This window comes from Leadbettera azotonutricia ZAS-9, from assembly GCF_000214355.1.
Classification (GTDB): domain Bacteria; phylum Spirochaetota; class Spirochaetia; order Treponematales; family Breznakiellaceae; genus Leadbettera; species Leadbettera azotonutricia.
This window is the reverse complement of record NC_015577.1, coordinates 1,680,876-1,702,437: the sequence shown is the minus strand read 5'-3', so window position 1 is coordinate 1,702,437 and position 21,562 is coordinate 1,680,876. Positions and strand designations below refer to the sequence as shown.

The 21,562-nt window shown below is 46.2% G+C and carries 16 protein-coding genes and 1 pseudogene; 10 read left to right on the top strand and 7 right to left on the bottom strand.

Going from position 1 to position 21,562, the window contains the following annotated elements:
- Nucleotides 1-276: 276 nt before the first annotated feature.
- Genes TREAZ_RS17365 through TREAZ_RS17360 form a run of 3 tightly spaced genes read right to left on the bottom strand, consistent with a single transcriptional unit; the run spans nucleotide 277 to nucleotide 5,400 of the window.
- Nucleotides 277-1,230, bottom strand: coding sequence for a P-loop NTPase family protein (locus tag TREAZ_RS17365; RefSeq protein WP_052297653.1), 954 nt, complete (start codon nucleotides 1,228-1,230; stop codon nucleotides 277-279).
- Nucleotides 1,221-4,529 (bottom strand): WG repeat-containing protein, encoded by a 3,309-nt coding sequence (locus TREAZ_RS07320; RefSeq protein WP_015711187.1) that lies wholly within the window; start codon nucleotides 4,527-4,529, stop codon nucleotides 1,221-1,223. The genes TREAZ_RS17365 and TREAZ_RS07320 overlap by 10 nt, the downstream gene beginning before the upstream one ends.
- Nucleotides 4,530-4,587: 58 nt before the next feature.
- The gene (locus TREAZ_RS17360; protein WP_015711186.1) at nucleotides 4,588-5,400 is read right to left on the bottom strand and encodes a hypothetical protein; all 813 of its coding nucleotides are present in this window, start codon (nucleotides 5,398-5,400) and stop codon (nucleotides 4,588-4,590) included.
- 143 nt (nucleotides 5,401-5,543) lie between these two features.
- Between TREAZ_RS17360 and TREAZ_RS07310 the strand changes: the two genes are divergently transcribed.
- Both TREAZ_RS07310 and TREAZ_RS07305 read left to right on the top strand, forming a co-directional pair.
- Nucleotides 5,544-5,762: a hypothetical protein gene (locus tag TREAZ_RS07310; protein ID WP_015711185.1), complete on the top strand. Its 219-nt coding sequence runs from the start codon at nucleotides 5,544-5,546 to the stop codon at nucleotides 5,760-5,762.
- Nucleotides 5,763-5,835: 73 nt separating this feature from the next.
- Nucleotides 5,836-6,252, top strand: coding sequence for a hypothetical protein (locus tag TREAZ_RS07305; protein ID WP_043922979.1), 417 nt, complete (start codon nucleotides 5,836-5,838; stop codon nucleotides 6,250-6,252).
- Here TREAZ_RS07305 and TREAZ_RS17715 read toward each other — a convergent pair.
- Nucleotides 6,200-6,625 carry a hypothetical protein gene (locus TREAZ_RS17715; RefSeq protein ID WP_083820264.1) on the bottom strand — a complete coding sequence of 142 codons (426 nt, stop codon included), beginning with the start codon at nucleotides 6,623-6,625 and terminating at the stop codon, nucleotides 6,200-6,202. The genes TREAZ_RS07305 and TREAZ_RS17715 overlap by 53 nt on opposite strands.
- A 125-nt stretch (nucleotides 6,626-6,750) precedes the next feature.
- Between TREAZ_RS17715 and TREAZ_RS07300 the strand changes: the two genes are divergently transcribed.
- On the top strand, nucleotides 6,751-7,860 hold the full coding sequence (locus TREAZ_RS07300; RefSeq protein WP_015711183.1) for a transposase: 1,110 nt from the start codon (nucleotides 6,751-6,753) through the stop codon (nucleotides 7,858-7,860).
- Between the two features lie 46 nt (nucleotides 7,861-7,906).
- On the opposite strand, the gene TREAZ_RS17355 is transcribed toward TREAZ_RS07300, so the two are convergent.
- Nucleotides 7,907-9,001, bottom strand: coding sequence for a tetratricopeptide repeat protein (locus TREAZ_RS17355; protein WP_015711182.1), 1,095 nt, complete (start codon nucleotides 8,999-9,001; stop codon nucleotides 7,907-7,909).
- Between the two features lie 340 nt (nucleotides 9,002-9,341).
- Between TREAZ_RS17355 and TREAZ_RS07290 the strand changes: the two genes are divergently transcribed.
- A complete protein-coding gene (locus tag TREAZ_RS07290) occupies nucleotides 9,342-10,454 on the top strand; it encodes an IS110 family RNA-guided transposase (RefSeq protein ID WP_043922978.1) in 1,113 nt (370 codons plus the stop codon).
- 275 nt (nucleotides 10,455-10,729) lie between these two features.
- Nucleotides 10,730-12,268 (top strand): annotated as a pseudogene (locus TREAZ_RS07285) (IS1182 family transposase).
- A gap of 176 nt (nucleotides 12,269-12,444) precedes the next feature.
- Here the strand turns inward: TREAZ_RS07285 and TREAZ_RS07280 are convergent.
- Complete coding sequence (locus TREAZ_RS07280) at nucleotides 12,445-13,479, bottom strand: DUF4357 domain-containing protein (RefSeq protein ID WP_015711180.1); 1,035 nt, start codon at nucleotides 13,477-13,479, stop codon at nucleotides 12,445-12,447.
- Between the two features lie 336 nt (nucleotides 13,480-13,815).
- A complete protein-coding gene (locus TREAZ_RS07275) occupies nucleotides 13,816-14,298 on the bottom strand; it encodes a hypothetical protein (protein ID WP_015711177.1) in 483 nt (160 codons plus the stop codon).
- A 426-nt stretch (nucleotides 14,299-14,724) separates the two neighbouring features.
- Between TREAZ_RS07275 and TREAZ_RS07270 the strand changes: the two genes are divergently transcribed.
- The 5 genes from TREAZ_RS07270 to TREAZ_RS07250 are packed head-to-tail and all read left to right on the top strand — an operon-like array spanning nucleotide 14,725 to nucleotide 21,548.
- A complete protein-coding gene (locus TREAZ_RS07270) occupies nucleotides 14,725-15,840 on the top strand; it encodes an ATP-binding protein (RefSeq protein ID WP_015711176.1) in 1,116 nt (371 codons plus the stop codon).
- Nucleotides 15,801-18,272, top strand: coding sequence for a DUF5682 family protein (locus TREAZ_RS07265; protein ID WP_015711175.1), 2,472 nt, complete (start codon nucleotides 15,801-15,803; stop codon nucleotides 18,270-18,272). Before TREAZ_RS07270 ends, TREAZ_RS07265 begins: the two co-directional genes overlap by 40 nt.
- Nucleotides 18,269-19,468, top strand: coding sequence for a VWA domain-containing protein (locus TREAZ_RS07260; protein ID WP_015711174.1), 1,200 nt, complete (start codon nucleotides 18,269-18,271; stop codon nucleotides 19,466-19,468). Before TREAZ_RS07265 ends, TREAZ_RS07260 begins: the two co-directional genes overlap by 4 nt.
- Nucleotides 19,444-21,252 carry an SWIM zinc finger family protein gene (locus tag TREAZ_RS07255; RefSeq protein WP_043922976.1) on the top strand — a complete coding sequence of 603 codons (1,809 nt, stop codon included), beginning with the start codon at nucleotides 19,444-19,446 and terminating at the stop codon, nucleotides 21,250-21,252. The genes TREAZ_RS07260 and TREAZ_RS07255 overlap by 25 nt, the downstream gene beginning before the upstream one ends.
- Nucleotides 21,249-21,548, top strand: a complete 300-nt coding sequence (locus TREAZ_RS07250) for a hypothetical protein (protein WP_015711173.1) — start codon at nucleotides 21,249-21,251, stop codon at nucleotides 21,546-21,548. The genes TREAZ_RS07255 and TREAZ_RS07250 overlap by 4 nt, the downstream gene beginning before the upstream one ends.
- Nucleotides 21,549-21,562: the final 14 nt, after the last annotated feature.

Here is a 21,562-nt window from a genome sequence, read left to right as displayed (position 1 = left end):
TACGAAGTATGGGTTGCTTTATGCCTCCATCATTCTGTTTAAATCAACAACCCCGCGGCAAGCCGCGAGGTATGTTGTTCTCTTAAGGAATTGGACTCGGGGCTTAATACCTTTTTAACCGCCCCAAGGGGCGGGGTATTAACCCCCTCGCCACGAATAAAAATATCAAACAACTGTTACATTGTAAATAATATATTGTAAAAACTATATTTTTTTATTTTTCAAATATATTCAGCGTAAACTTGCGCCTAACAAGCTATACGCCTAATAGTACGCTTAATTCCAAAGCCAGTTAAAATATCTGCCGAATAATTCAAAGCCCCTCTGGGCCCGGGCTTCTTCTTCGGTTGTGTCGGGGGCAAAGCTCAATTTAAAGGGCGTGGTATTTCCCTGATAGTCCCGGATTTTCCATTCCATTGCGTAGATCATTTCGTCCAGCGCCGCAAGCCAGGCTTCAAGGCTCCCCAATTCGCCGGGATAGCCGTCAAATTCCTGCTCACGAAAACTATTAAGTTTGGGGAGTATGATCCGGGCAAGATGAACATCCATGTTCCAGAGGTCTATGTCGGCGGCATGGCTCCGCCGGTAAAGGCGCTGAAAAAAGGCTGGTATGAATTTACGAAAAGAAGGAAAATGTTTTTGCGGGATATGTGTATTTTTTCCTTCATAATGATAAAGAGGGAGCAGGGTCAGTACATCAGCCGCTTCTTTTTCGGGGTTTTCTTCGCTTCCAATCCGCATGACCGGACAGGAAAGCTGAGCGAGAAAATGCTCCTCGCTTGTAATGCTGCGGTCGTCCATGCCGCCACTTTCGTAACTTTCGGCCCAGGCAAGCAGACGGCGGTGAATTTCAAACATATCGCCGCCTTCTTTGATCCGGCTGCCGTACAGCGCTTCCGCACGCTTTTGCAGACGGGCTAAACGTATATCGGGAGGAACATATTTGTATATCACAAGGTCAAAACGTTTCGGTTCAAGGAAGGCTTTGTCCCAGCCAAGTACGGAATCGCTTAAAACAAAGGAACTATTTCCGTCCAGTGCTTTGAGCAATAGCCTAGAACGTTCAGGCATTTCTATTGCTTTTGTAAAGGGCGGATCTGTTTTTTCCCAGGAAAAATCATCGCTGTCAAAATAGGGCAGCATAAGGGATTCCGCAAGATGCCGCCCCAGGGTTGTTGCCCCGCAGCCTGCGGGGCCGCAGATATGAATACGCACTGCGCTTATCCCCACGAATAATTGTAATTCAGGTCTTCATCGGTATTAAAAACCGTCCGGGCAAGGGAACGTAGGACAAGGCCACCAACGCCAAAAGCCGTTACGTCCTGTCCATGGATGGGACGGGCGGCCTCGATGCCTTCACCGTGATCGCAAAAAACCATAAGAGGTTCACCCAGGGCGTTCTTCTGTACGTAATCCCAGAACCACCAGTTCTGCCCCGCATCGGCAAAGGGTTTGTACCGCGCTTCGTCCCATTCATCGTCAATGTTTGCCAGAGGCTCGCCGCCCTGTACGCCGCAGATCTGGGGGTATTCGGGTACACCATCATTTATCGTAACGCCGTTGTGAAGGGTTACAAGGTCAAGATAGCTTTGGGGAATATCCGCCAGCTTGGGCGAAATATACTGCAGGGGCGGCGCAAGGGTAAGTTTCACTCCCTTCTTTTTGTCATTTAAAAAAAAGATGAACAGGGTGTTATCTTTCAGGATCGTTCCCGTTAGGCGTTCTGCAAGACGGTCAAGCAGCGCTCGGCATTCATCGGTTAAAGCCCAAGGCGCAAGGTGCTGCGTGAACAGTCCGCGTCGCTTTTCGTCTACGTCTCCAACAAGGGCAGCGGCAAGGGGCCACCAGGTTTCGGAGCTGCCCGTTAAAACTTTTTCCTTTTCTATATCTTTATCGCGTTCTTCCTTTTGTTTTTTCCAAACCGTTTCAAGTTCATTTTTAATAGGTTCAAGTTCGACGCGTATCGCTTCGGGGAAAATATCAGGGTCTACATCCCAATAGGTCAGCCCCGCGTCCACTGCGCGGCGCAATTCAACCATCGCCTCTTTGTGCAAACCAATATCGGCGAGATCCCTGGCAAGATAATAAACTCCGAGAGCCTCATCTTTTTTCAGCGGACTTGAGAGCCATGCCTTTTTTATCTCGGGATAGAAATCCTCATGGCCTTTCAGGTTATCAATAAAGACACTGGCGGTATTGATACGAAAATATTCCGCAGTGCCGAAAAGTTTGACAAAGGTCTCTATCAGCGGAAAAGCCTCCTGAGGATTTTTTTTCCTACTGTTGGCTATGAGGATATTGCCTGTATTAATAGAAAGGCTTTCTATCGCGTCGGGCGAAAGCTTCCCCCTGGAAGGAATAGTTTTGACGGCTTCCGTAAACGCCTCTATATCCTTTTTGGCGATATGGGAATGTACCAGCTTGTGGATATCGCTGTCGCTCAGAATAATATCAGCGGGAGCAATCGTCATAAATTGATAATCACGCAGTAATTGTCCGTCTTTGCGAATGAAGCCCCAGGCGCCGCCCTTCTGCACCGCCGCAATTCCGGAAACAAAACGCTTGGATGCGCCAGCAAAGCGCAGGGAGATAACGGCTTCGCCCTTGGTATTGATATAGCCGTATTTCCCCCGCTTCTCCACCATGGCAAGCCCGCAGGAAAAACTCACGGCATCGTTATAGTCAAAGGAGATAACAGTATTGCCCGACTGGTCGATAAAACCCCAGCGGCCGTCTTTGTAGACCGCCGCAAGCCCTTCGCTAAAGCTCTCGGCCTTGCTGTATTCAAAGGGTATGACGACTTTGCAGTCTACATCGATATATCCGTACCAGTCACCGTGAGAAACAAGGGCGCGTCCTTCACTGTAATTTTCGAATGAGTCAAACTCGTAGCCGGTGAGCAGTTTCCCTGTCTTGTCTATGACGGCCCATTTATCATCTTTACTGATTCCCGCCCTGTCCTGAAAGAAACCATGGGCGGCGTCAAAGTCTGCCTTAAAAACGAGCTTTCCTGTGGTGTCGATAAAGCCCTTGCCTTTCTTCCCCGTATCCACCGCGGCGAACCCTTCGGAAAAATTCCAGACCCCTTTATAAACGGCGGGGATTGCAATTTCCCCCTTTTTGTTGACGAAACCCCAGTCTTTCCCCTTTTGTACCGCCGCAAGTCCGCAGGAAAAATTGCTGGTCATATCATAGATACAGGGGACGGTTATTTTTCCGCTCCTGCCAACAAAGCCGTCGCCTGAGTCCCCGTACACCCGCAGCATGCCTTCCACAAATTCATCGGAGGATCGTCCTTCCAGAGTAAAGACTTCCTTGCCCTCGGGATCGATAAAGATGCGCTGTTTGTCTATTTTTACGGAGGCAAGCCCTTCGGAAAAGGCCGATGCACTTTTGTACATGAAGGGCGTGATAAACCTGCCTGCGGGGCCCAGACCCGAAGTATCCAGAAAAGCGTATTTACCGTCCAGCTTTACCGCCGCCCTTTCTTCGGCAATATGGTTAATTGATTCAAAGATAAAGGCATCGGCATCATCTGTATCGTCCGCGGGCTTTTCGGCGACACGCACAACGCAGTCCAGGGGCTTTCCGGTTTTGTCTATATAGCCATATTTTTTATCCTCTTTGACTACGGCAAAACCCTCCGCAAATGCTTTGGCTTCGATGTCCTCCAGGGGAAGAACGACAGCCCCGCTCTTGTCGATAAAGCCATCACCTTTATTAAAAGCAAGCCCCTCGGAAAATGAACCCGCGTAAGATTCAAGCAGCTCTTTTCCTGTCTGGTCTATCACATAACGGGTATAGTGTTTTTCCACCCAGGCAAGGCCGTCAGAAAAGGAAGCCGCTTCTTCATATGCGCAGGGTATGGCGATTTCACCGCTGGTGTTGATAAAGCCCCAGCCCTTACCCTTTAGATTGACCGCCGCAAGCCCCTGGGAAAAGGATGAAACATTATTCACCTCTTTGCGGTCGCTCCAAAGGGCTTTGCCGCTTTTATCGATATACATAACGGTTCCGTCTTCTGCCTGGACAATGGCGAAGCCTTCTTTAAAATCGTGGCGATCCTCCAGCCAGTCATCATTCTTATATTGAAATCCGATTACCGTTTTTCCATCGGTGTCAATGAACCCAAGTTTGTTATCCACCACCACTGCGGCCAATCCCTCGGAGAAGGGGTTGGCGTCGTCAAAGCGTCCTTCAAAGGCGGGTTTCCCATCGGAGCGTATAAAATAATATTTGCTCCGGTTCTTTACCGATCCAAGGCCGCAGGAAAAACGCCCCGCCCAGTCAAGATCCGGCTCCACCGCAAGTTTTCCATCGGTATTGATATAACCCCAGGCGCCGTTTAACATGACCGGCGCAAGCCCTTCGGAGAAGGGGCCCGCAACTTCAAATTGAAGAGGTATGGGCATCTCGCCCTTGGTATTGATATAGCCCCAGCGTTTATCTTTTTCCACCCGTGCAAGCGCGGGCAGACCCGGACCCGCCTTGGTAAAAGGACGAGCGTCATCAAAGGGATAGAGTTCCATGGAAAGCTCCTTATTTCTTCAGTGTTCATTTAATTACCAGAGATGCATGGCGCAGTTATTATCGCTTTTTGTCGCACTCCGCCAAAATGTCCAGATAGGGTTTAAAGAAAGCTTCCAGCCTGAATTTTTCCGTCTTGGGACGGCAGCCCATATACAACGCGTTTCTGTCGTTAATTTCGACCATCACGTATTTTTCGATTTCGTCTTTCCGGTTCCACCGGGCTGCGGAATAGGCCAGTCCTATAGCAAGCTGGCTGTTTTCAGTTTCTGAGGGAACATGGCTGCGGATAAAACTGTCCAGCTTTTCATCGTTCTGAATGGCAGCAACCCGCAGGCCGTATCCGTAAAGGCTTACAAGATCATTCGCCGTCTTATCATCGGCGCCCTCCAGTTTGGGAAGGCGGTAGGCAAAATCAGCGATGGCATCGAATTTTACTTCGCCGTGACACTCAACCCTGAAATAAAAAGCCGAAAACAAACTCCACACAAGGTCTGCAATCCCGTAGTTTACCCGCAGCGGTTTATCCCGCTTGTCCAGCTCCGCCAGCACCTGAGGCAATATCGAATTTTCTTTGTGATGGTGGAGGTATTTAATTTCGTTATACAGATTGATAAACACTTCTTCCTGTTCCGAATATCCGTCTTTAATTTTTTTGGCAATAGCCTTTTCCACCTCTTTTGCACATTCTGCTTCGGTGTCGAAAAGTTTTCCTGTCTTTGTACCGGCCGAACAAAGTTTAGGGTTCATTTTACTGTAACCATTCGCTCTATCATAACTCTTGCCGTAAAGAATAATCATCTCGTCTTCGTTGGTTTCGATAACCCAAAACTTGTCGGATTTTTCATCCCTGTAGGTAAAATAACGCTTCATATAAGCTCCTTGTGAATCCTCATCCTTTAAACGGGATCGGAGCATTATACCGAATTTATTTTATCAATTCAATACTTCGATCATTTTTGACACGGAGCTTAAAAATCATGTATAATGACACATGGAGCCATAAGGAGGCGTTTATGACCAGGAAAGACTTTGTAGAACTATTGATAGACGATCGTGATGGGAACATACACCGTAAATTACCCGGCGGCAAAAAGCTCTATTTTATTGCAAAACCAAAGGAGGCGCGGAATTTAGCCATTATCCCCGAGCACGAGACCTTTGGGCCGAAGTCCGTTCCTGGCTTAAAGGCGGAGCGTATCCCGAATATACCGAGGAATTTTTACCGTCTATAATGAAGAAAAGAGCAGCCGCTATGCACTATTCGGCGAAACGCTGGATTACACTTTCGCCAGCTACACCGCCGATGTGGAAGCCTTTACAGCCAAAGCAGGTTTAAGGCCCGCTAAAAGGATACTCATGAACTATAAAAAAGAACTGCTGCTCAAAACAAAAAAAATAACCCTCTCCATCCATGACTGGAAAGTGGAGGGAAATATGATTATGGGCGTTTGCAATGAGCGTACCATAGAAATTACCAAAATGACGGAAATAAAAAGCATAGCCGGTTTTATCAGCATTTTTAATGCGTCTATTGTTAAAGGGCTTGGCATTCAGGGTGAAATTCTCTGGTACGATGCGGATAACCGGCTTCTTGTTTCCATGTCCTTTGATGTGGTTTGCGACAAATTTCAGTTTGAGTACAAAGGCAGACTGTACCAAAAACGGATTTCTAGGGCGGGAAAGCACTATTTTGAAGGGCTTGTGCGCTCTTTTTCTTTATAATTTCCGTGCTTTTTCTTTCCAGAATTTTTTTGTCTGTTACATTTTTACATAAAATCAACAACCCCGCGGCAAGCCGCGAGGTATGTTGTTCTCTTAAGGAATTGGACTCGGGGCTTAATACCTTTTTAACCGCCCCAAGGGGCGGGGTATTAACCCCCTCGCCACGAATAAATGCATAAATTTGGACGTATTGATTTTCTTTTTGATTAAAATAATTTTCTTCTTCCCTATTCTTAACTATTTTTTTAGAACCATAGGTATGGGATAATTTCGGATTTCTGAAATTTCTGTTTAATATTTTTACCGATTCAATATCTTCATATAATTCATTGACTTTATCTGCATCCATGAGGTCTTTTACAATACCGGCCACAATAATATGCTCCTTTGAATTATTTTATTACAAGAGCCGATTTCAAAATCAAAATAGATTGAAAAAATGAGGACAACCCGCTAAGATAATTTGAACCACCAAAATATCAAAGGGAGAGTCCTCATATGAAGAGCATAACACAAATCGTCGGCGGGAAACAAGGTCTTTTTGAAGGGTTCCATGAATTACAGCAGTTTTTCGAGGAACATTTAGGCGGCGAACAAAGGAACTTTATCTTAATACTGCAAGTCATAGAAAGCTGCTCTCCTCGCCTGATTCATACCTACCGGGGTGTCGGAAGGAAGGCGTATGATTATATGAATTTCTTCCGGGCCTTTTTTGCGGTGAACCATTTTGGCATACCGAACATGAAGGCGCTTGTGGAAACATTACGGTCAGACCCCAATCTACGCCAGCTCTGCGGATTTAAAAAAGTCCCCAGCAGGTCAACATTTTCACGGCGTCTTAACGATATCAGTAAGGCGGATGTACTGAATGATATATTGGATGAATTAGTAAAACAGGCATACAAAGATTTACCGGTTATCCATATCTGTCGGGATTCAACCGCGATAGAATCCCGGGAAAGTCCGAAGGAGAAAACCAAAGGAACAGTCCCAAAAGCGCTTAAAAAGCGGGAAAGAAGGCCCAAAGACGCTCCAAAAACGATAAAAGAACCAACCGTTCTTGCGCAACAGGCCAAAAAGGATATTTCTGAAATCACGAGGGAATTAAACCAGGAATGCGCCTGGGGCTGCAAGAAAAACAGTCAGGGCAAGGTGAGTTATTGGAAAGGATACAAATTGCATCTTGATGTTACCGACACAGGGTTTCCGGTAAGCGCCTTTGTAAGCGGGGCAAATGTCCATGACAGCCAGGCGGCGATACTGCTGGAGAAAATGACCATGGGGAAAGTCAGACATTTATATTCTGTAATGGATGCGGCCTATGACGCAAAAGACATTAAACAATTTATACGCCGTCACCGCCGGGTTCCCGTTATCGATCCCAATTCCAGAAATGATAAAATCTGCGCACCCCTTGATCCGGCGAAACAGGAACGGTATAAAATTCGCACGACAGTCGAAAGGGCCTATTCGCATTTAAAAGACAATTTGATACCGGGGAAAATATATGTCAAAGGCAATCGCAAGGTTACTTTTGTCTTGATGATTGCCGTACTATGTTTGGCGGCGCAAAAATATCTACACTACTTTAAGCCTTGTTTGGCTTGATTTTGAAATCGGCTCTCTTTATAAAAAATAATATCCTGATACAAACTCACCCCTTTTGTGCAACAAGGTCTTGCACCTGCTCAAGATCTTTTTTTATCTTATTATTATTCGGACTGAGCTTCGCAGCATAGGTAAGATCAGCGATAGCTTTCCCCCATTCCTGTAAATGTGTATAAGAAATACCGCGATTGTAAATATATATCGCGGTATAAGGAGCCACCTTAATCGCCTCAGTAAAATTAGAAACAGCTCCGTACCAATCTTCCTTCTTTTGTTTTTCAATGCCACTTTTGTTAGAATCAGCGCCAGCATTCCATCTTGAAATACCAATACCTATAAGAAAGGTTGATAATAAATAAAGAGAAAAAGTGCCGCTTGAGTTATAGTTTACTATGAAAATACCGGCTACAACCATACCAATAGCGAGCATAAATGAGGCAACTGTATGGCTGCTCTCAAATTTCCCCATAAACAGGAAATACCCGAGCAAACGTAATCCAAAAGAAATAATAAAAAACCACAGTACACCTACAAGTAAACCTAATAATAATATACCTGTAGCATTTTTCCTATAAATGTTCTCTTCGAGCAGATACTGGTTAAATGCTACTTGGTCTATTTCGTTAATATGGTAAACTACCCCTTTTGGGTTTGGACGAGGTATATGTTCAATAAGAGGTATAAGATCGACGATTTGGTCTCTAACAAACGAAGTAGCTACGTTGATAGCAGAAAAAGTTGTTCCATGTTCAGCCTTTTCATCTAACGAAACCGATATCATATACATCTTTCCTGCAACCATATCCTCTATACATTCCAAGTTCTTGACTGACCACCCATCTAGCGGATGGGAATATTTGAAGAGTATAGTATACTTACCAGGAGGTACGAGTAGTGTTACGGCTTTTGATCCCAATAGCCCCGATGACCAGAATCCAACCCCCCATGATGAGAACAAACCTCGCTTTTCGCCATTGATGCGCATGACTTTTGCATCGGCAGGAATAATTAAAACCGCACATTCTTCCTCAGCCATTTTTTTATCTAAAGGAGGAAGAATTTTAACTTCTTTAGCGCACCCTGTTAAGATAATTACAAATAACACTATCGTAAACATGTTCCAAATTCTGCTTTTAGTCATAAATCAATTGTCTCCTTCATAATTTTATTAAACACATAATTTTATTTTATGTCAAGTGTTTTTACACAATTTATAAACAAATTTTCAGCCCCTATTGCATATAACGAAGCTATGATGAAAGAAGATGCGGAAACTGGTATAATAAAGGCAATTCGGTAAGAACGATTGCTGGTTGTAGCCAGAACTGAGGCAAGGAAACTTGACCCCGTACTAACGAATAACAGCCGGCGACCGCATCGCTTTTTGGGGAATAGTCCTAATCACATTATTACCCCGTATAGACGTTTGGCAATATGCCGTTTTTCTTCCGAATCTTGATTTTATTTGTCTGGAGGGTTTTATGCAATTTGTAGGGATTGATTTGCACACCAATCGGTTCACGTGCTGCTATCTGAATGAGGATGGCAAGGAGAAAACCATGAGGACTTTCGAGCTCAGTCCGGAGGATCTGAAGGGGTTCTACAAGACTTTGACCAGGGATACCATTGTCCTTATCGAAGCGACCGTAAACACCTTTGACTTCGCGAAGCTGTTTCGGCACGCGGTCCAGGAAGTCATTATAGCCAATACCTATCAGCTTAAAAACATCAATCTGTCGGACAAAAAGACGGACAAGGTTGACGCCGACAAATTGGCCAGGATGCTCAAGCTCCAGGTTTTGGGCGGGGAAAAGCTTATCGTCGGCGTTACGATACCTCCCAAGGAGATCAGCGACTTGCGTTCCCTCTTTGCAAGCTACAGGATTATCAGGAAGCAGATTACCCAAACCAAAAACCGCATACATTCGCTTCTAAAAGAGAACCTGTATCCTTTTATCAAGGAATACATCTTCGGGAAGAAAACACGGAAAGCCATCCGTTCCATTTCCCAGGACCAGATCCTTTCCTTCCGGATTAATTTCTGGATGGACTCTCTGGAGCGGCTTGAATCCTCGTTTGGCATTCTTGAAGAGCGGATCAAGATCGCCGGGGCGCCTTTCATGAAGGAGATTGATATTCTCTCCTCCCTGTCCAGCCTAAGCGTAATAACCGCCCTTGCCATCATTGCCGATATTATCGATGTTTCCCGTTTTAGGAACTCAAAGAAATTCGCTTCATACCTGAGAAGCGCCCCCAGGGTGGAAAGTTCCAATGAGCACACGATTATTAAATCCACCAACAAGGCGGGGAGGAAGCTGTCAATCACGCTGCTTTCCCAGTCGCTTAACCATTTCAGGGATTCGAACAAGAAATTAAACGCCTGGTATGGGAGGCTCAGTATCTACAAGAAGAAAGGAGTTGTTCGCATGGCTTTATGCAGGAGGGTATTTACCGAGATATACCAGGTACTTAAGAAGAATGAATACCATCGCTTTATAAATCCACGGCTTCACGGTAAAAAGATGCTGGAATATAAAAATCTTCTTGAGAGAAATAATATTGTTTTTCAAGAAAATTATCAAATTCCTGCTTGACTTTTCTCATAGACGTTCCGGCTGTATACGAAGGTTTGACAGCCCGAATAAGGGCATGCGCAGCATTTCCAGGGCGGCCAAAATTTGGGTGTAATGAGGCGTGGGAGCCTTTAGGCGACCTAGCCGAACGGAACCCCAAGGGGCTTTAGCCCCGCAGCGCATACAAGCCTGTTGAGACTGTCGGATTAATATAAAAAGAAGTATTGTAACAAAAAAATAATTTTACTTAAAAAAGGATCGACCAGATTTAATCTTCGTGATATAATTCAATTATTATGGCACGATATAAATACCAAGACCCTTCCCAGGGCTTATTTCTCACCGTCAATCTCAAAGACCAGCTGCTTCCCGGTTCCTTTGAGTGGACTCTGGATTATTTAATTGATAGAACAGACCTTTCATTATTCTGTCTTGCATATAACAATGATGAAAAGGGAGCGCCGGCTTATAATCCCTCTGTTTTATAAAAAATAATCTTCTATTGTTATTCAAGGGGAATTATCACCTCCCGTCCTATTGAGCAAGCTGCCAAAACTAATGTGGTAATTAAAGCCCTTGCCTCTGATGCTGAACCGGATCATGATACTATCGCCCATTTTATTTCCTCAAATAGCGATGCAATAAAAGACTTATTTACACAAATACTTATCCAGTGTAGCCAATTAGGGTTAATGAATGGGGAAATGTTCGCCATAGACGGCTGCAAATTACCTTCAAATGCTTCCCGTGAATGGTCCGGCAGTATTGGGGAACTTAAAAAGAAAAGGACAGATCTTCAAAAATTAGCTTCCAGGATAATAGAACAGCATAAAGAACTGGATAAAAGCGAATCGGCAAAGAAGATACAAAAACCCTTTAAAAAGACCATGGGGGATGACGAGGAAAGGAGACAGCGGCTTATAGACCGTATAGAAAGGAAAATAGCCAAACTGGATGCCTTCCTTAAAACAGCGGAAAAACGCATAGGCAGTTCTGCAGGGGAAGTGCAGTCAAATATCACTGACGGCGAGAGTGCGCGGATTAAAAGTTCCCACGGCTATATTCAGGGATATAATGGCATCGCCATAGCTGATTCAGCCCATCAAATCATAGTTTCGGCAGAAGCATTCGGTTCAGGGAGTGAGAGCCAGCATTTTCCCCAAATGCTTGATTCCCTTGAAGAGAATATGCGGACAGTGACGGGGAAAGAAGAACCCCTCAAAAAATCACTTGTTACAGGAGACACGGGATTTTTTTCCGAGAATAATTTACAGGAGGCAAAAAAACGAAATATCAACGTGCTTATCCCGGACCAGCAATTCCGCAGGCGGGATCCCTATTTTGATAATCGCAAAGGTCATAAAGTGAATCGGTTCACTGCCCATGATTTTACCTATAACAAAGAAAACAATACCTTTATTTGTCCTAATAAAAAAGTACTTATATACAAAGGCTTTGTAAAACTAAACCGGAATAGCGGGGACAAGTATCAGGCTTCCCCCGGTGATTGCAAGTATTGTAAGTTTCTTTCACGGTGTGTCGCTTCCCGCGGAGGCAAAACCCATATGCGGACATTATATCTCCCTGCTTCAAAGAATATTGAAAATCTTAGTGACAAGATGCGGAATAAGATAGACGATCCTGCCTACCGGGAACTATATTCCCGGAGGATGCAGATAATAGAGCCGGTCTTTGCGGATATTACGTATTGCAAAGGCATGAACCGCTTTAGCCTGCGTTCAAAGGGAAAGGTTAACATTCAATGGCTGCTATTCTGTATGGTACATAATATTGCCAAATGTATACACCCTCTGGAGCTTGGATATGGTAATTAAGCGGAATAATAAAAGAAATATGCCTGTAATTCGTATAAAAGATCATTTATTTGTCTGAATTTAAAATTAAATAAAAATTATTTCTGAATTGAATTATTTGGGGAAATTACTATTTTAAAAATATATTAAATCGACAGCCTGGTTATACGACGTTTGGTCCGCTTTTACAATCTTTATTATTCACCAATATTAACTTGATCAATGCTTTTCCCATTTTTAGTTTTCCATTCAACCCAACCATTTTCAGAGCCACCACTTACGAAAGCTCCTGCTGCCGAAGGAGTGTTAAAATGAATATCTTCAAGAATTTCAAATGAAGGTGATATTATATTAGCATATTTTTTTCTATTTGACAGTGCGGTTGAAAAAGATTGAACCACAGATGCTATTTTTGAGCCTTTTAATAAAACAAAATCGTTATTCCCTAGTATCTTCATTTTTGCATCAGTATTTCTTTTATAGAAATGAAATGTTTCTGCTATTACTGCTGCTGAAAGTTGTCTTCTATTTTGCGTTTCTTCATTTCCATTTGTTTCGACTATATTATTTTCAATAAGTGTAGGTGTTTGCTTTAAAAATATAGAAATATCATTAAGGATGTCGTTAATATTTTCTTCTTTATAGCCATCCGATATAAGTTTTTCTTTTATAATTATCTTAATTTTATTTCCATCATTATTTACTAATTCATTTTTTAAAAGTTCCATCTTCTTTTTAGTTTGAATACGTTTAATCCGCTCTATTACGTATTCTTTTAATTTTTCATTGGAACAAACATTCCTGTCCAAAATCTCACTCAATGCCACCCCATCAGAACTATTAGTATCAAAATCAAAATTTGCAACTTCAATCGGATTATCTTTATTAGTATCATCATCATAATAAACTTTAATTTTATTTCCTATTAGAAGCCCATATTTATATTGCAATATCCTCATATACGAAGTAAGTTGCCCGGCCTCTTTATCACCAAGCGAAACACTTGGACGCTTCATTTCTATTACTATTCCATATTTTTCACCAGTTAAAATAATATCTGCTTCTTTTATATCCCTCCCCATAGGTACGGGTTGTTTATGTTTAATATTTATATCGTCCCAATTGAAAATTGTCTTTAAAAATGATTCAAAAAGCAAATGAAATAAATTCTCATCGACTGATTTATTAATTAGTGGATTAACTTGTTCACATAATTTTTGCCAATTATTCATTATTTTCCTCTTGGTGTTACAAAATATCCGATAAAAAACAAAATGTCAACACTTATGTAATATACCCAATGTATGAAATTTCATACATATTGTAGATTTTTAACAAAATATTCAGACCAAATGTCGTATAACGTCCCGATTGTATACGAAGGTTTGACCGCCCGGATAAGGGCTTGCGAAGCAAGACCAGGGTGGGCAAACTTTGCCGGAGCAAAACCCCACAAAGGCGCTACTGCGCCGACTGGGGTTTTGTGGAGGCCGAGCCGCCTACTGGCGGCGAAGCGTATACAATTTTGTTAGACGCAGTTTGGGCTGCTTTATATTCATCTATTTTTTTTAATTCCATACAACTTCTTTCATTCCATGCTCTTTAAATATTCCGTCACAATATCCTATATGATACATCATATGTTCTATTTGCCCTAATGTTGCATATAAATTTGTCCATTCATTATGTATTTTATAGGGTAATTTCAACCATTCATCATCTTTTCCTGAAAACCAATTTTCAACTACTTCTTTTGTTTCATTACAACATTTTTTTAAATCTTCTTTTGTTAATATTATTTCAGGATCCTTTTCAAGGAAAGCATAAATTTTTCCACCATTTATTTCATTAAATGATACGTATCCCAATTCTTCTTCTCTTAACCAGCCATGCATTGGAGCCAATGTATGTATTAATAGTTGCCAGAACACAAATCCAGACTTTTTGCTATTCCATAATTCATCAGGACAAATTTCTATAATTTTTTCCACCATTGAAAAAGTTTCAAAAAAATGCTCCTTGAAAAATTTTAATAACGTATTGTTTTCCATAGTTTTCTCCTTTAACTATTTTGGTCTATACTTTTATTAGTATCGAATAATTTTATTATTTTATCAAGTATTTTTTTATAATATTCTCGAAATATTCAGCCCAAATTGCGTCTAACTCCTTTTATGCGTATTTCGTATAATATCCCCAGCCAATGATAATATACGTGCATTGGTTATACTCTCCAGGCGGAACAGAAGGAATCAATCATCATCCGGGTCGAAATCGTCGAGGGTGCCAGTCACCTTTGGCGGCATAGCAAAGGTGGCCGACGTCTTCCGGGGGCGTTGCGGGGGTGGAACCCCCGCTGAGGGGGGCAGCGGAAAACGCCGCAGGCGTTTGGAGCGAGGGGGGAGACTTCCCCCTCTTCTATTTCTACAAAATTTGAAGGGCTTGTGCGTTCAACATGAAATTACTTATAGTAGACCATGGACTCAAACAACATCCAACGGCCCCTTGCGGAGACCCGCTTCAAGGAAGAACTGGAAGCCCTCAAGGCCAACGATTCCGGGGGCAAGCCGGCCAACTGGGCGCTCTCACCCCGTGGGGTGCGGGCTTTTATACTCGGCGCCAATAAGCCCCTCCTGTTGGGCAAAGAGAAGGTGACGGTCACACAAAAATTCTACGGCGACGACGCTCTGGTGGAGCGGGCTATCGTGACCCTGGCGGGGAACCGGGGGCTCATGCTGGTGGGGGAACCGGGGACGGCCAAGTCCATGCTTTCGGAATTGCTCGCTGCGGGGATTTCCGGGAACAGCGCCAATACGATCCAGGGAACTGCGGGAACCAGCGAGGACGGCATCAAGTATTCCTGGAATTACGCTATGCTCCTTGCCAAAGGGCCCGTGCCGGAAGCCCTGGTGCCGGGGCCGGTTTATATCGGCATGGAAAAGGGGCTTATCACCCGCTTTGAGGAAATTACCCGCTGCCCCCTGGAGATACAGGACAGCCTTATCAGCATCATGAGCGATCGGGTGCTGCATATTCCCGAGTTCGGCGCAGAAGGGGTGCGCTTTGCCATGAGGGGGTTCAACATCATCGCTACTGCGAACACCCGGGACAAAGGGATCAACGAAATGTCCAGCGCCTTAAAGCGGCGTTTCAATTTTGAAACTGTGGAAGCGGTCAAGAGCGTCCAGCTTGAGGGGAGGATCATTTCCGAACAGTGCGCGGATCTTTTTGCATCCTCGGGGGTGGAAATGCAGATTCAGGATGATGTGGTGGAGGTTCTTTCAACTACCTATAATGAGCTGCGTTCCGGTGCTTCCTTTGAAAAGGCGAAGATACAGAAACTCGACGCAGTGATGAGCACTGCAGAGGCGGTCTCTGTTTATTTTCAGTCCGCCCTGGACGCCCACTACTACCGGGACGGCAAGATACGCATGCAGAACCTGACGGAAAATCTTTTGGGGGCGGTGATGAAGGAGAATCGGGATGACCTGCCCAAGCTGAAGGACTATTTTTCAGGCGCGGTTAAACTCAAGGCGGAACGGCTGGGAGGGATATGGCAGGAATACTACGAGAGCCGCAGGGTAATCAAGTAGAGGAACGGTATTGCCGGGCCTTTGATTTTTCTTCATCGCTCCTCTACTTTCCGGTGCGCCACCACTCCCCTGCCTGCTCCGTGCATCTGCAAAAAACCATAAGCCGCTACAAGCCGGACATCATCCTTATCGAAGGGCCTTCGGATGCGGATAGGCTTATTCCCTATATCGCCAATGCCGGATCGGCCCCGCCCTTCTGTATCTACTACAGTTACGATGACAAGGAAGAGCTGATTAGCGGCGAGCAGGAAAAGTACCGGGCCTATTATCCCTTTCTCGAATATTCCCCGGAATACATCGCCATCAAAATGGCGGCGGGCCTGGGGATTCCAGCCGCTTTCATCGATCTGCCATATGCGGCACTTTTGGTAAACCGAAAAGAGGAGACCGATACCCGCTATAGGTATAATGAAGATACTGAATACGAAGTTAATTCCTATTCTGCCCTTGCCGCAAAAAAAGCGGGGTTCAGGACTTATGCGGAATTCTGGGAAGCTTGCTATGAAATTCCCGGCGCGGATATGGAGACCGGGGCTTTTGTACGGGCTATGTTTTATATGGCGAGTTTTATGCGGATGGCTGAGGACACGGGGAAAAACGAAGAGAATGCAGGGATCTCAGGGGATAGGCTGGAAAACCTGTTGCGGGAAACTTGTATGGCCGAGCATATCGCTGGGGCGATGAAGAAGTACCAAAAAGTTTTGGTGGTGTGCGGGGCTTTTCATGTGCCGGGGCTGATGGATATTCTGAACGTAGACGCCGGGGGAAGCGGCGCTGACAGTAATGGTAACGGCGCTGCGGTTTCCGATCTGCGGGGCTACGACAAAAACAACACTGCGGTTTACCTCATGCCTTATACCTTTGCCGAGATGGACGGCCGCAAGGGGTATGCGGCGGGGATGCCCTTTCCCGCTTATTATCAGGAGATATGGAAACAGTTCGCCGCAGGAGCGGGCGTCAGTAATACTGTTTTTGACAATGCCGCACTGGAATTCATCATCAGGACTGCCCGCTTTTTACGGGGGAAAAATCCCGTGTCCATTCCCGACGAGGTGAATGCCCTTGGTATGGCAAAATCTCTTGCGAGTCTCCGGGGGAAAAAAGCGCCGGGAGTGTACGACCTTATCGACGGGGTGCGGAGCGCTTTTGTAAAGGGGGACATTAACCAGACCGTTACTGCGGAATTGGATTACCTCCTGCGCATTCTTTCCGGTCTTGGCGCGGGGAAGGTCGCTTCGACATCGGATACCATTGTTCCGCCCCTGGTACAGAACTTCCGCGAGCTTTGCCGGGAGTTCAGGATCAAAACCGATACTATACTCCAGAAGGAAATCACCCTGGACATTCTGAAAAAGAGCGGCCATTACCGGAAGAGCCAGTTTTTCCATCAGATGAGTTTTCTCGAAACCGGGTTTTGCAAACGCAGTTCAGGGCCTGATTATGTCACCGGCGCTTCAAAAAACCTGGTCCGGGAGATCTGGACTTTCCGTTTCAGCCCCCAGGTGGAGACCGCCCTGATTGACCAAAGCGTATACGGCGCCACCATCGCCGAAGCCTGCGGGACAATAGCGGCCAGGCAGTTCCGGGATAGCATGACCGCTGAGGAAGCAGGAAAGCTCCTCATCGCAGCGGAAGTGATGGGCCTTGAAAGTTTTTACGATACCTGGCGGGACGAGATAGACGAGGTCCTTGACCGGGAGGGGAATTTCATCAGCGCCGTTTCCTGTCTGGGGAGCCTCCGCTATCTCAAGAATCTGGAAACAATGCTCTGCTCGGAGCCGGATGCCTTTCTCCTCCCTCTCATCGCCCGCTGTTACCGCCGGGGAGTGGACCTTATGGAAGCGGGCCGTAACACCAGCGGCGATGATGAACAGAAAACCTGCGAAAGCCTCCGCTCCCTTTACGCCCTCACGGTTGAGGAACCCACTGTCTGCAACCCCCGTCTTTTAGCGGATCAGGTGGAGGCGATTCTGAACGAGGGCTTCTGCAATAGCCGTTTCTACGGTGCCCTTTTGGCTATCCACGAAAAGCAGGGCCGCATCGACATGGCTGAACTTGCGCAGCGTATCAACGCACGGCTGGTTTCTTCCCAGGAAATCCCGGACGAGGCGGCCTCTTTCATAGGCGGCGTTTTTCTTCTGGGACGGGACGCTCTTTTTGCGGGCCAACCTATTCTGGAAGAAATCGACCGGGTGATAGCCCGCATGGACGACGATGAATTCCTCACCCTGCTCCCCAATTTTCGCCAGGCCTTCACCTCATTCCTCCCAACGGAAACCGATCGGCTGGGCCGCATGATCGCCAAGCTCCACGGCCTTTTCGCTAGCGATGTTGTCCGCACAGAAATTGTCAGCCAGGAAGAACTAAGCCTGGGTATGCGGTTGGACAAACTGGCGGCGGCGGCAATGGACAAGTGGGGTATAATGCAATGAGTGATGTAAATAATCCGTCATCAAAAGGCCCACCGGCAGCTTTGCAAGCGGCCCGCTGGCGACTCATACTCGGCGATTTTGCCGAAGACGCCCTGCCCCTGGACGGCGATGATCAAGAACTCAACGAGGCGCTGGAATTTCTCTACGGCAGGGAATACGGTCCCGGTCAGGGTATACGGGATGATGAGGGCGATGGTGACGGAGAAGGGGAAAATGGGCAAGGCGCAGCTGTGGGTCGCAGAGGCGGCAAGGGCGGAAGCCGGCTGACCATACCCGGATGGATCGCAAAGATACAAAAATTATTCCCCCGGCGGACAGTGGAGCTCATGCAGAAGGAAGCTCTGGACCGGTACCACCTCACCGAAATCCTCACCGACCCAGAGGTTCTTAAAACCATGGAGCCGAACCTGGATCTCCTCAAGAACATACTCACATTCAAACACATCATCCCTGAAAGTGTTAAATCCCTGGCCTATCAAATTGTAGAAAAGGTGATACGGGAGATTCAGAAAAAATTGGAGACCCAGGTAAGGCGGACCTTCCTCGGGAAGAAGCTTCCCAACTCAAGCACTAGTTATAAAATTTTCCGCAACTTTGATTTTAAGCGGACTATCGGAAAAAACTTAAAGCATTACAACGCTGAATATAAAACCATTGTGGCGGAACGGCTCTACTTTACCCAAAATGTCCGGCGCTACAATCCCTGGAACATCATCATCCTTGTGGACGAAAGCGGCAGTATGCTGGATTCTGTGATCTATTCATCGGTGATGGCCAGCATCTTTGCAAAGCTCCCCTTCCTGGCGGTAAAGCTTGTAATCTTCGATACCTCCCTCGTGGACCTAAGCGATCATATCGACGATCCTGTAGGAATACTGATGAAGGTTCAGCTTGGCGGGGGGACCGATATTAACGGCGCTCTGGAGTACGCAAAAAAACTTATCACTGCCCCGCAGAAAACGATGGTAGTATTGGTGAGCGATCTTTACGACGGCAGCGATTACCGGCTCATGTATAAAAGTTCCCGAGACATCATCGAATCGGGGGCAAAACTCTTTGTACTCCCTGCACTGGATTATCAGGCTTCCAGTGTTTATGACAAGAACGCCGCCCTCCATTTTGCAAAGATGGGCGCAAGCGTTGCCGCCATTACCCCGGAAGATCTCGCCGAATGGATAGGGAAGGTGATCTCGTGAATTTAAGCGCCAGCCCGGAAGCCGCCGCCCTTGCCCCTGCTTTCAAGGTCTTTGCGGAAGAGGGCTTTCTCCTTACCCTGACCAACAGGGGCGTCTACAATCGTTCCCGCAGGGACTACGATGCCCTGACCGATTCGGTAACGCTTTCCGCAGAAGAAGGCCGGCTCGCAGTAAATTTTGGCGATGTCAAAGTCATTCTCGACAGGAACATTGCACAAAGCCGCTGCAGCTGCCCCGCCGGGACCACCTGCCGACATATCGTTATGGCCCTCTTTGCTGCAGAAGAACTTGCGCGGCAGCAAGCCGCTGTTGAAACCGAACAGGCTGCGGACTTTTCCGAGTTGGAACAGATCAGCCTTGAGACCCTCAAAAAAGAAGGAGGAAAGAAAAACTACGAAGCGGCCCTGAATTTTTTGCGCGAAGATTTTGAAGTGGAATTCTCCGGCGGACAGGAAAGCGGCGAAATGCTGGCTATTTATATAGAAGCTTTTGACATCACGGTCTACTTTCCCCGGGAGGAGAGCATAGGCGCATCGGTCTGCAAGTGCGGGGAGAAGGGACTCTGCCTGCACCGCCTGATTGCCATACTGGCTTTTCAAAAAGAGCGGGAGCTTATCGACCTTGATGCGGAGTTCGCTGCAGGACTAAACGCTTCCACCGGAACCGGAATATCGTTCCTAAGCCTTCTGGAAAACGCCAGGGCCTATACAGGTTCCCTCATCGACAAGGGGCTTATGTCTGCGGATGATACGGACATTGAGGGGGCCCGGCAGCTTTCGCTCAAACTCGAAGGCGCCGGGATTGGCAACCTCTCCCGGCTTTTCAGGAGCGCCGCCACGGACATGGAAAACATGGGGGCAAAGAACGCCGCCTTTGATCCCACGCGGACCTTCTCCACCCTTTCCCGCATCTACACCACGATTTCCCTGATCCTCGCCCGTCCCGAGGATACCGAACGCCGGACAGCCCTTATCGAAAAGAGCCGCAGCGTGTACCGAACTCTGCCCCTGGGACACTTTATCGGCCTCGGCGCCCATCCCTGGCAGACCCGCTCCGGTTATGCGGGGGTTACGGTCCTCGTTTTTCATAATGAAAAAAACGTCTTTAGAACTTATACGGTGAGCATGGCGGATTTTTATGAGGGAACACAAAGCATGACAAATTTTCAGGGTCTCAAATCCCTGATGACTAGTACGAAAAATCGGGAAGAGAACGCTCACTGGGACACAGACAATTCCCTTCAAACCATTTCACGAAGCGCTTTTACCCTGCGGAACTTCAAGCTTAATGATGAAGGGAGGCTTTCTTCATCCAGGGGGACTCACTATTCCTTCCAGGGAAAGACCACCTTGGAAAAAATTGACGAAATGAAAGACAGCATTGTTGCGGAAAGCTCCCCTGTTTCGGAGGGGGAAATTGAAAAAACACTTGTGTATGATTACTTTGAAAAGAACTCAGGACGTAAATACCGTTTTGCGATCGCCGAGAGCATCACTAACTGCGAATATGACAGGGTAAACCAAAAGCTGACCTTTACGATAAACTCCGGCGGTGATGGGCTTCCCGCCTTTATCAGCTATTCGGCGATCAACAAGGGCGCCATAAAATATATCGAGGCATTGGCAAAAATGAATTTTACCCGCCGCTGCTTTATCGGCGAAACCGGCCCTCAGGGTTTTATCCCCCTCAGCATGATCACCTGCGCGGGGGTAGAAAATTTCTACTTTTCTGCCCCACCCAAGACCGACGTTCCCGAAACTGGCACTCCGGAGGCGCAGCCATGAACGCCCTTGAAAAGCTATGCCATGAACTTGAAACCCTGCTCTCTGATATTTGTTTTTCGGGACTGAAAAATGTTCATCCGGAAATTCTGGAAAAACTTACCCTTTTTGAAGGGACGGCGAAGGAACTGGGTATGGAAAGAGGCGCGGCGCTGATAAACCAATTCGCCGCTTCCCTCAGGAACTACCGAGCCGGTACATCCAACGCAGTGGATCCCGGGGAAAAAAGCGAACAAGCTTTGAAACTCCTCTGCGCCCTGGACTTTTACAACAAAAACATCTTGGGGAATATGCTATAATGAATCTAGTCGGA

Excerpts from the sequence above, each read along its gene's own strand:
- TREAZ_RS07260 (WP_015711174.1), top strand. The coding sequence starts at position 18,269 with ATGAGTGATGTAAATAATCCGTCATCAAAAGGCCCACCGGCAGCTTTG.
- TREAZ_RS17355 (WP_015711182.1), bottom strand. The coding sequence starts at position 9,001 with ATGACTAAAAGCAGAATTTGGAACATGTTTACGATAGTGTTATTTGTA.
- TREAZ_RS07255 (WP_043922976.1), top strand. The coding sequence starts at position 19,444 with ATGGATAGGGAAGGTGATCTCGTGAATTTAAGCGCCAGCCCGGAAGCC.
- TREAZ_RS07270 (WP_015711176.1), top strand. The coding sequence starts at position 14,725 with ATGGACTCAAACAACATCCAACGGCCCCTTGCGGAGACCCGCTTCAAG.
- TREAZ_RS07265 (WP_015711175.1), top strand. The coding sequence starts at position 15,801 with ATGGCAGGAATACTACGAGAGCCGCAGGGTAATCAAGTAGAGGAACGG.
- TREAZ_RS07310 (WP_015711185.1), top strand. The coding sequence starts at position 5,544 with ATGACCAGGAAAGACTTTGTAGAACTATTGATAGACGATCGTGATGGG.
- TREAZ_RS07320 (WP_015711187.1), bottom strand. The coding sequence starts at position 4,529 with ATGGAACTCTATCCCTTTGATGACGCTCGTCCTTTTACCAAGGCGGGT.
- TREAZ_RS07250 (WP_015711173.1), top strand. The coding sequence starts at position 21,249 with ATGAACGCCCTTGAAAAGCTATGCCATGAACTTGAAACCCTGCTCTCT.
- TREAZ_RS07300 (WP_015711183.1), top strand. The coding sequence starts at position 6,751 with ATGAAGAGCATAACACAAATCGTCGGCGGGAAACAAGGTCTTTTTGAA.
- TREAZ_RS07275 (WP_015711177.1), bottom strand. The coding sequence starts at position 14,298 with ATGGAAAACAATACGTTATTAAAATTTTTCAAGGAGCATTTTTTTGAA.
- TREAZ_RS07280 (WP_015711180.1), bottom strand. The coding sequence starts at position 13,479 with ATGAATAATTGGCAAAAATTATGTGAACAAGTTAATCCACTAATTAAT.
- TREAZ_RS17360 (WP_015711186.1), bottom strand. The coding sequence starts at position 5,400 with ATGAAGCGTTATTTTACCTACAGGGATGAAAAATCCGACAAGTTTTGG.
- TREAZ_RS07290 (WP_043922978.1), top strand. The coding sequence starts at position 9,342 with ATGCAATTTGTAGGGATTGATTTGCACACCAATCGGTTCACGTGCTGC.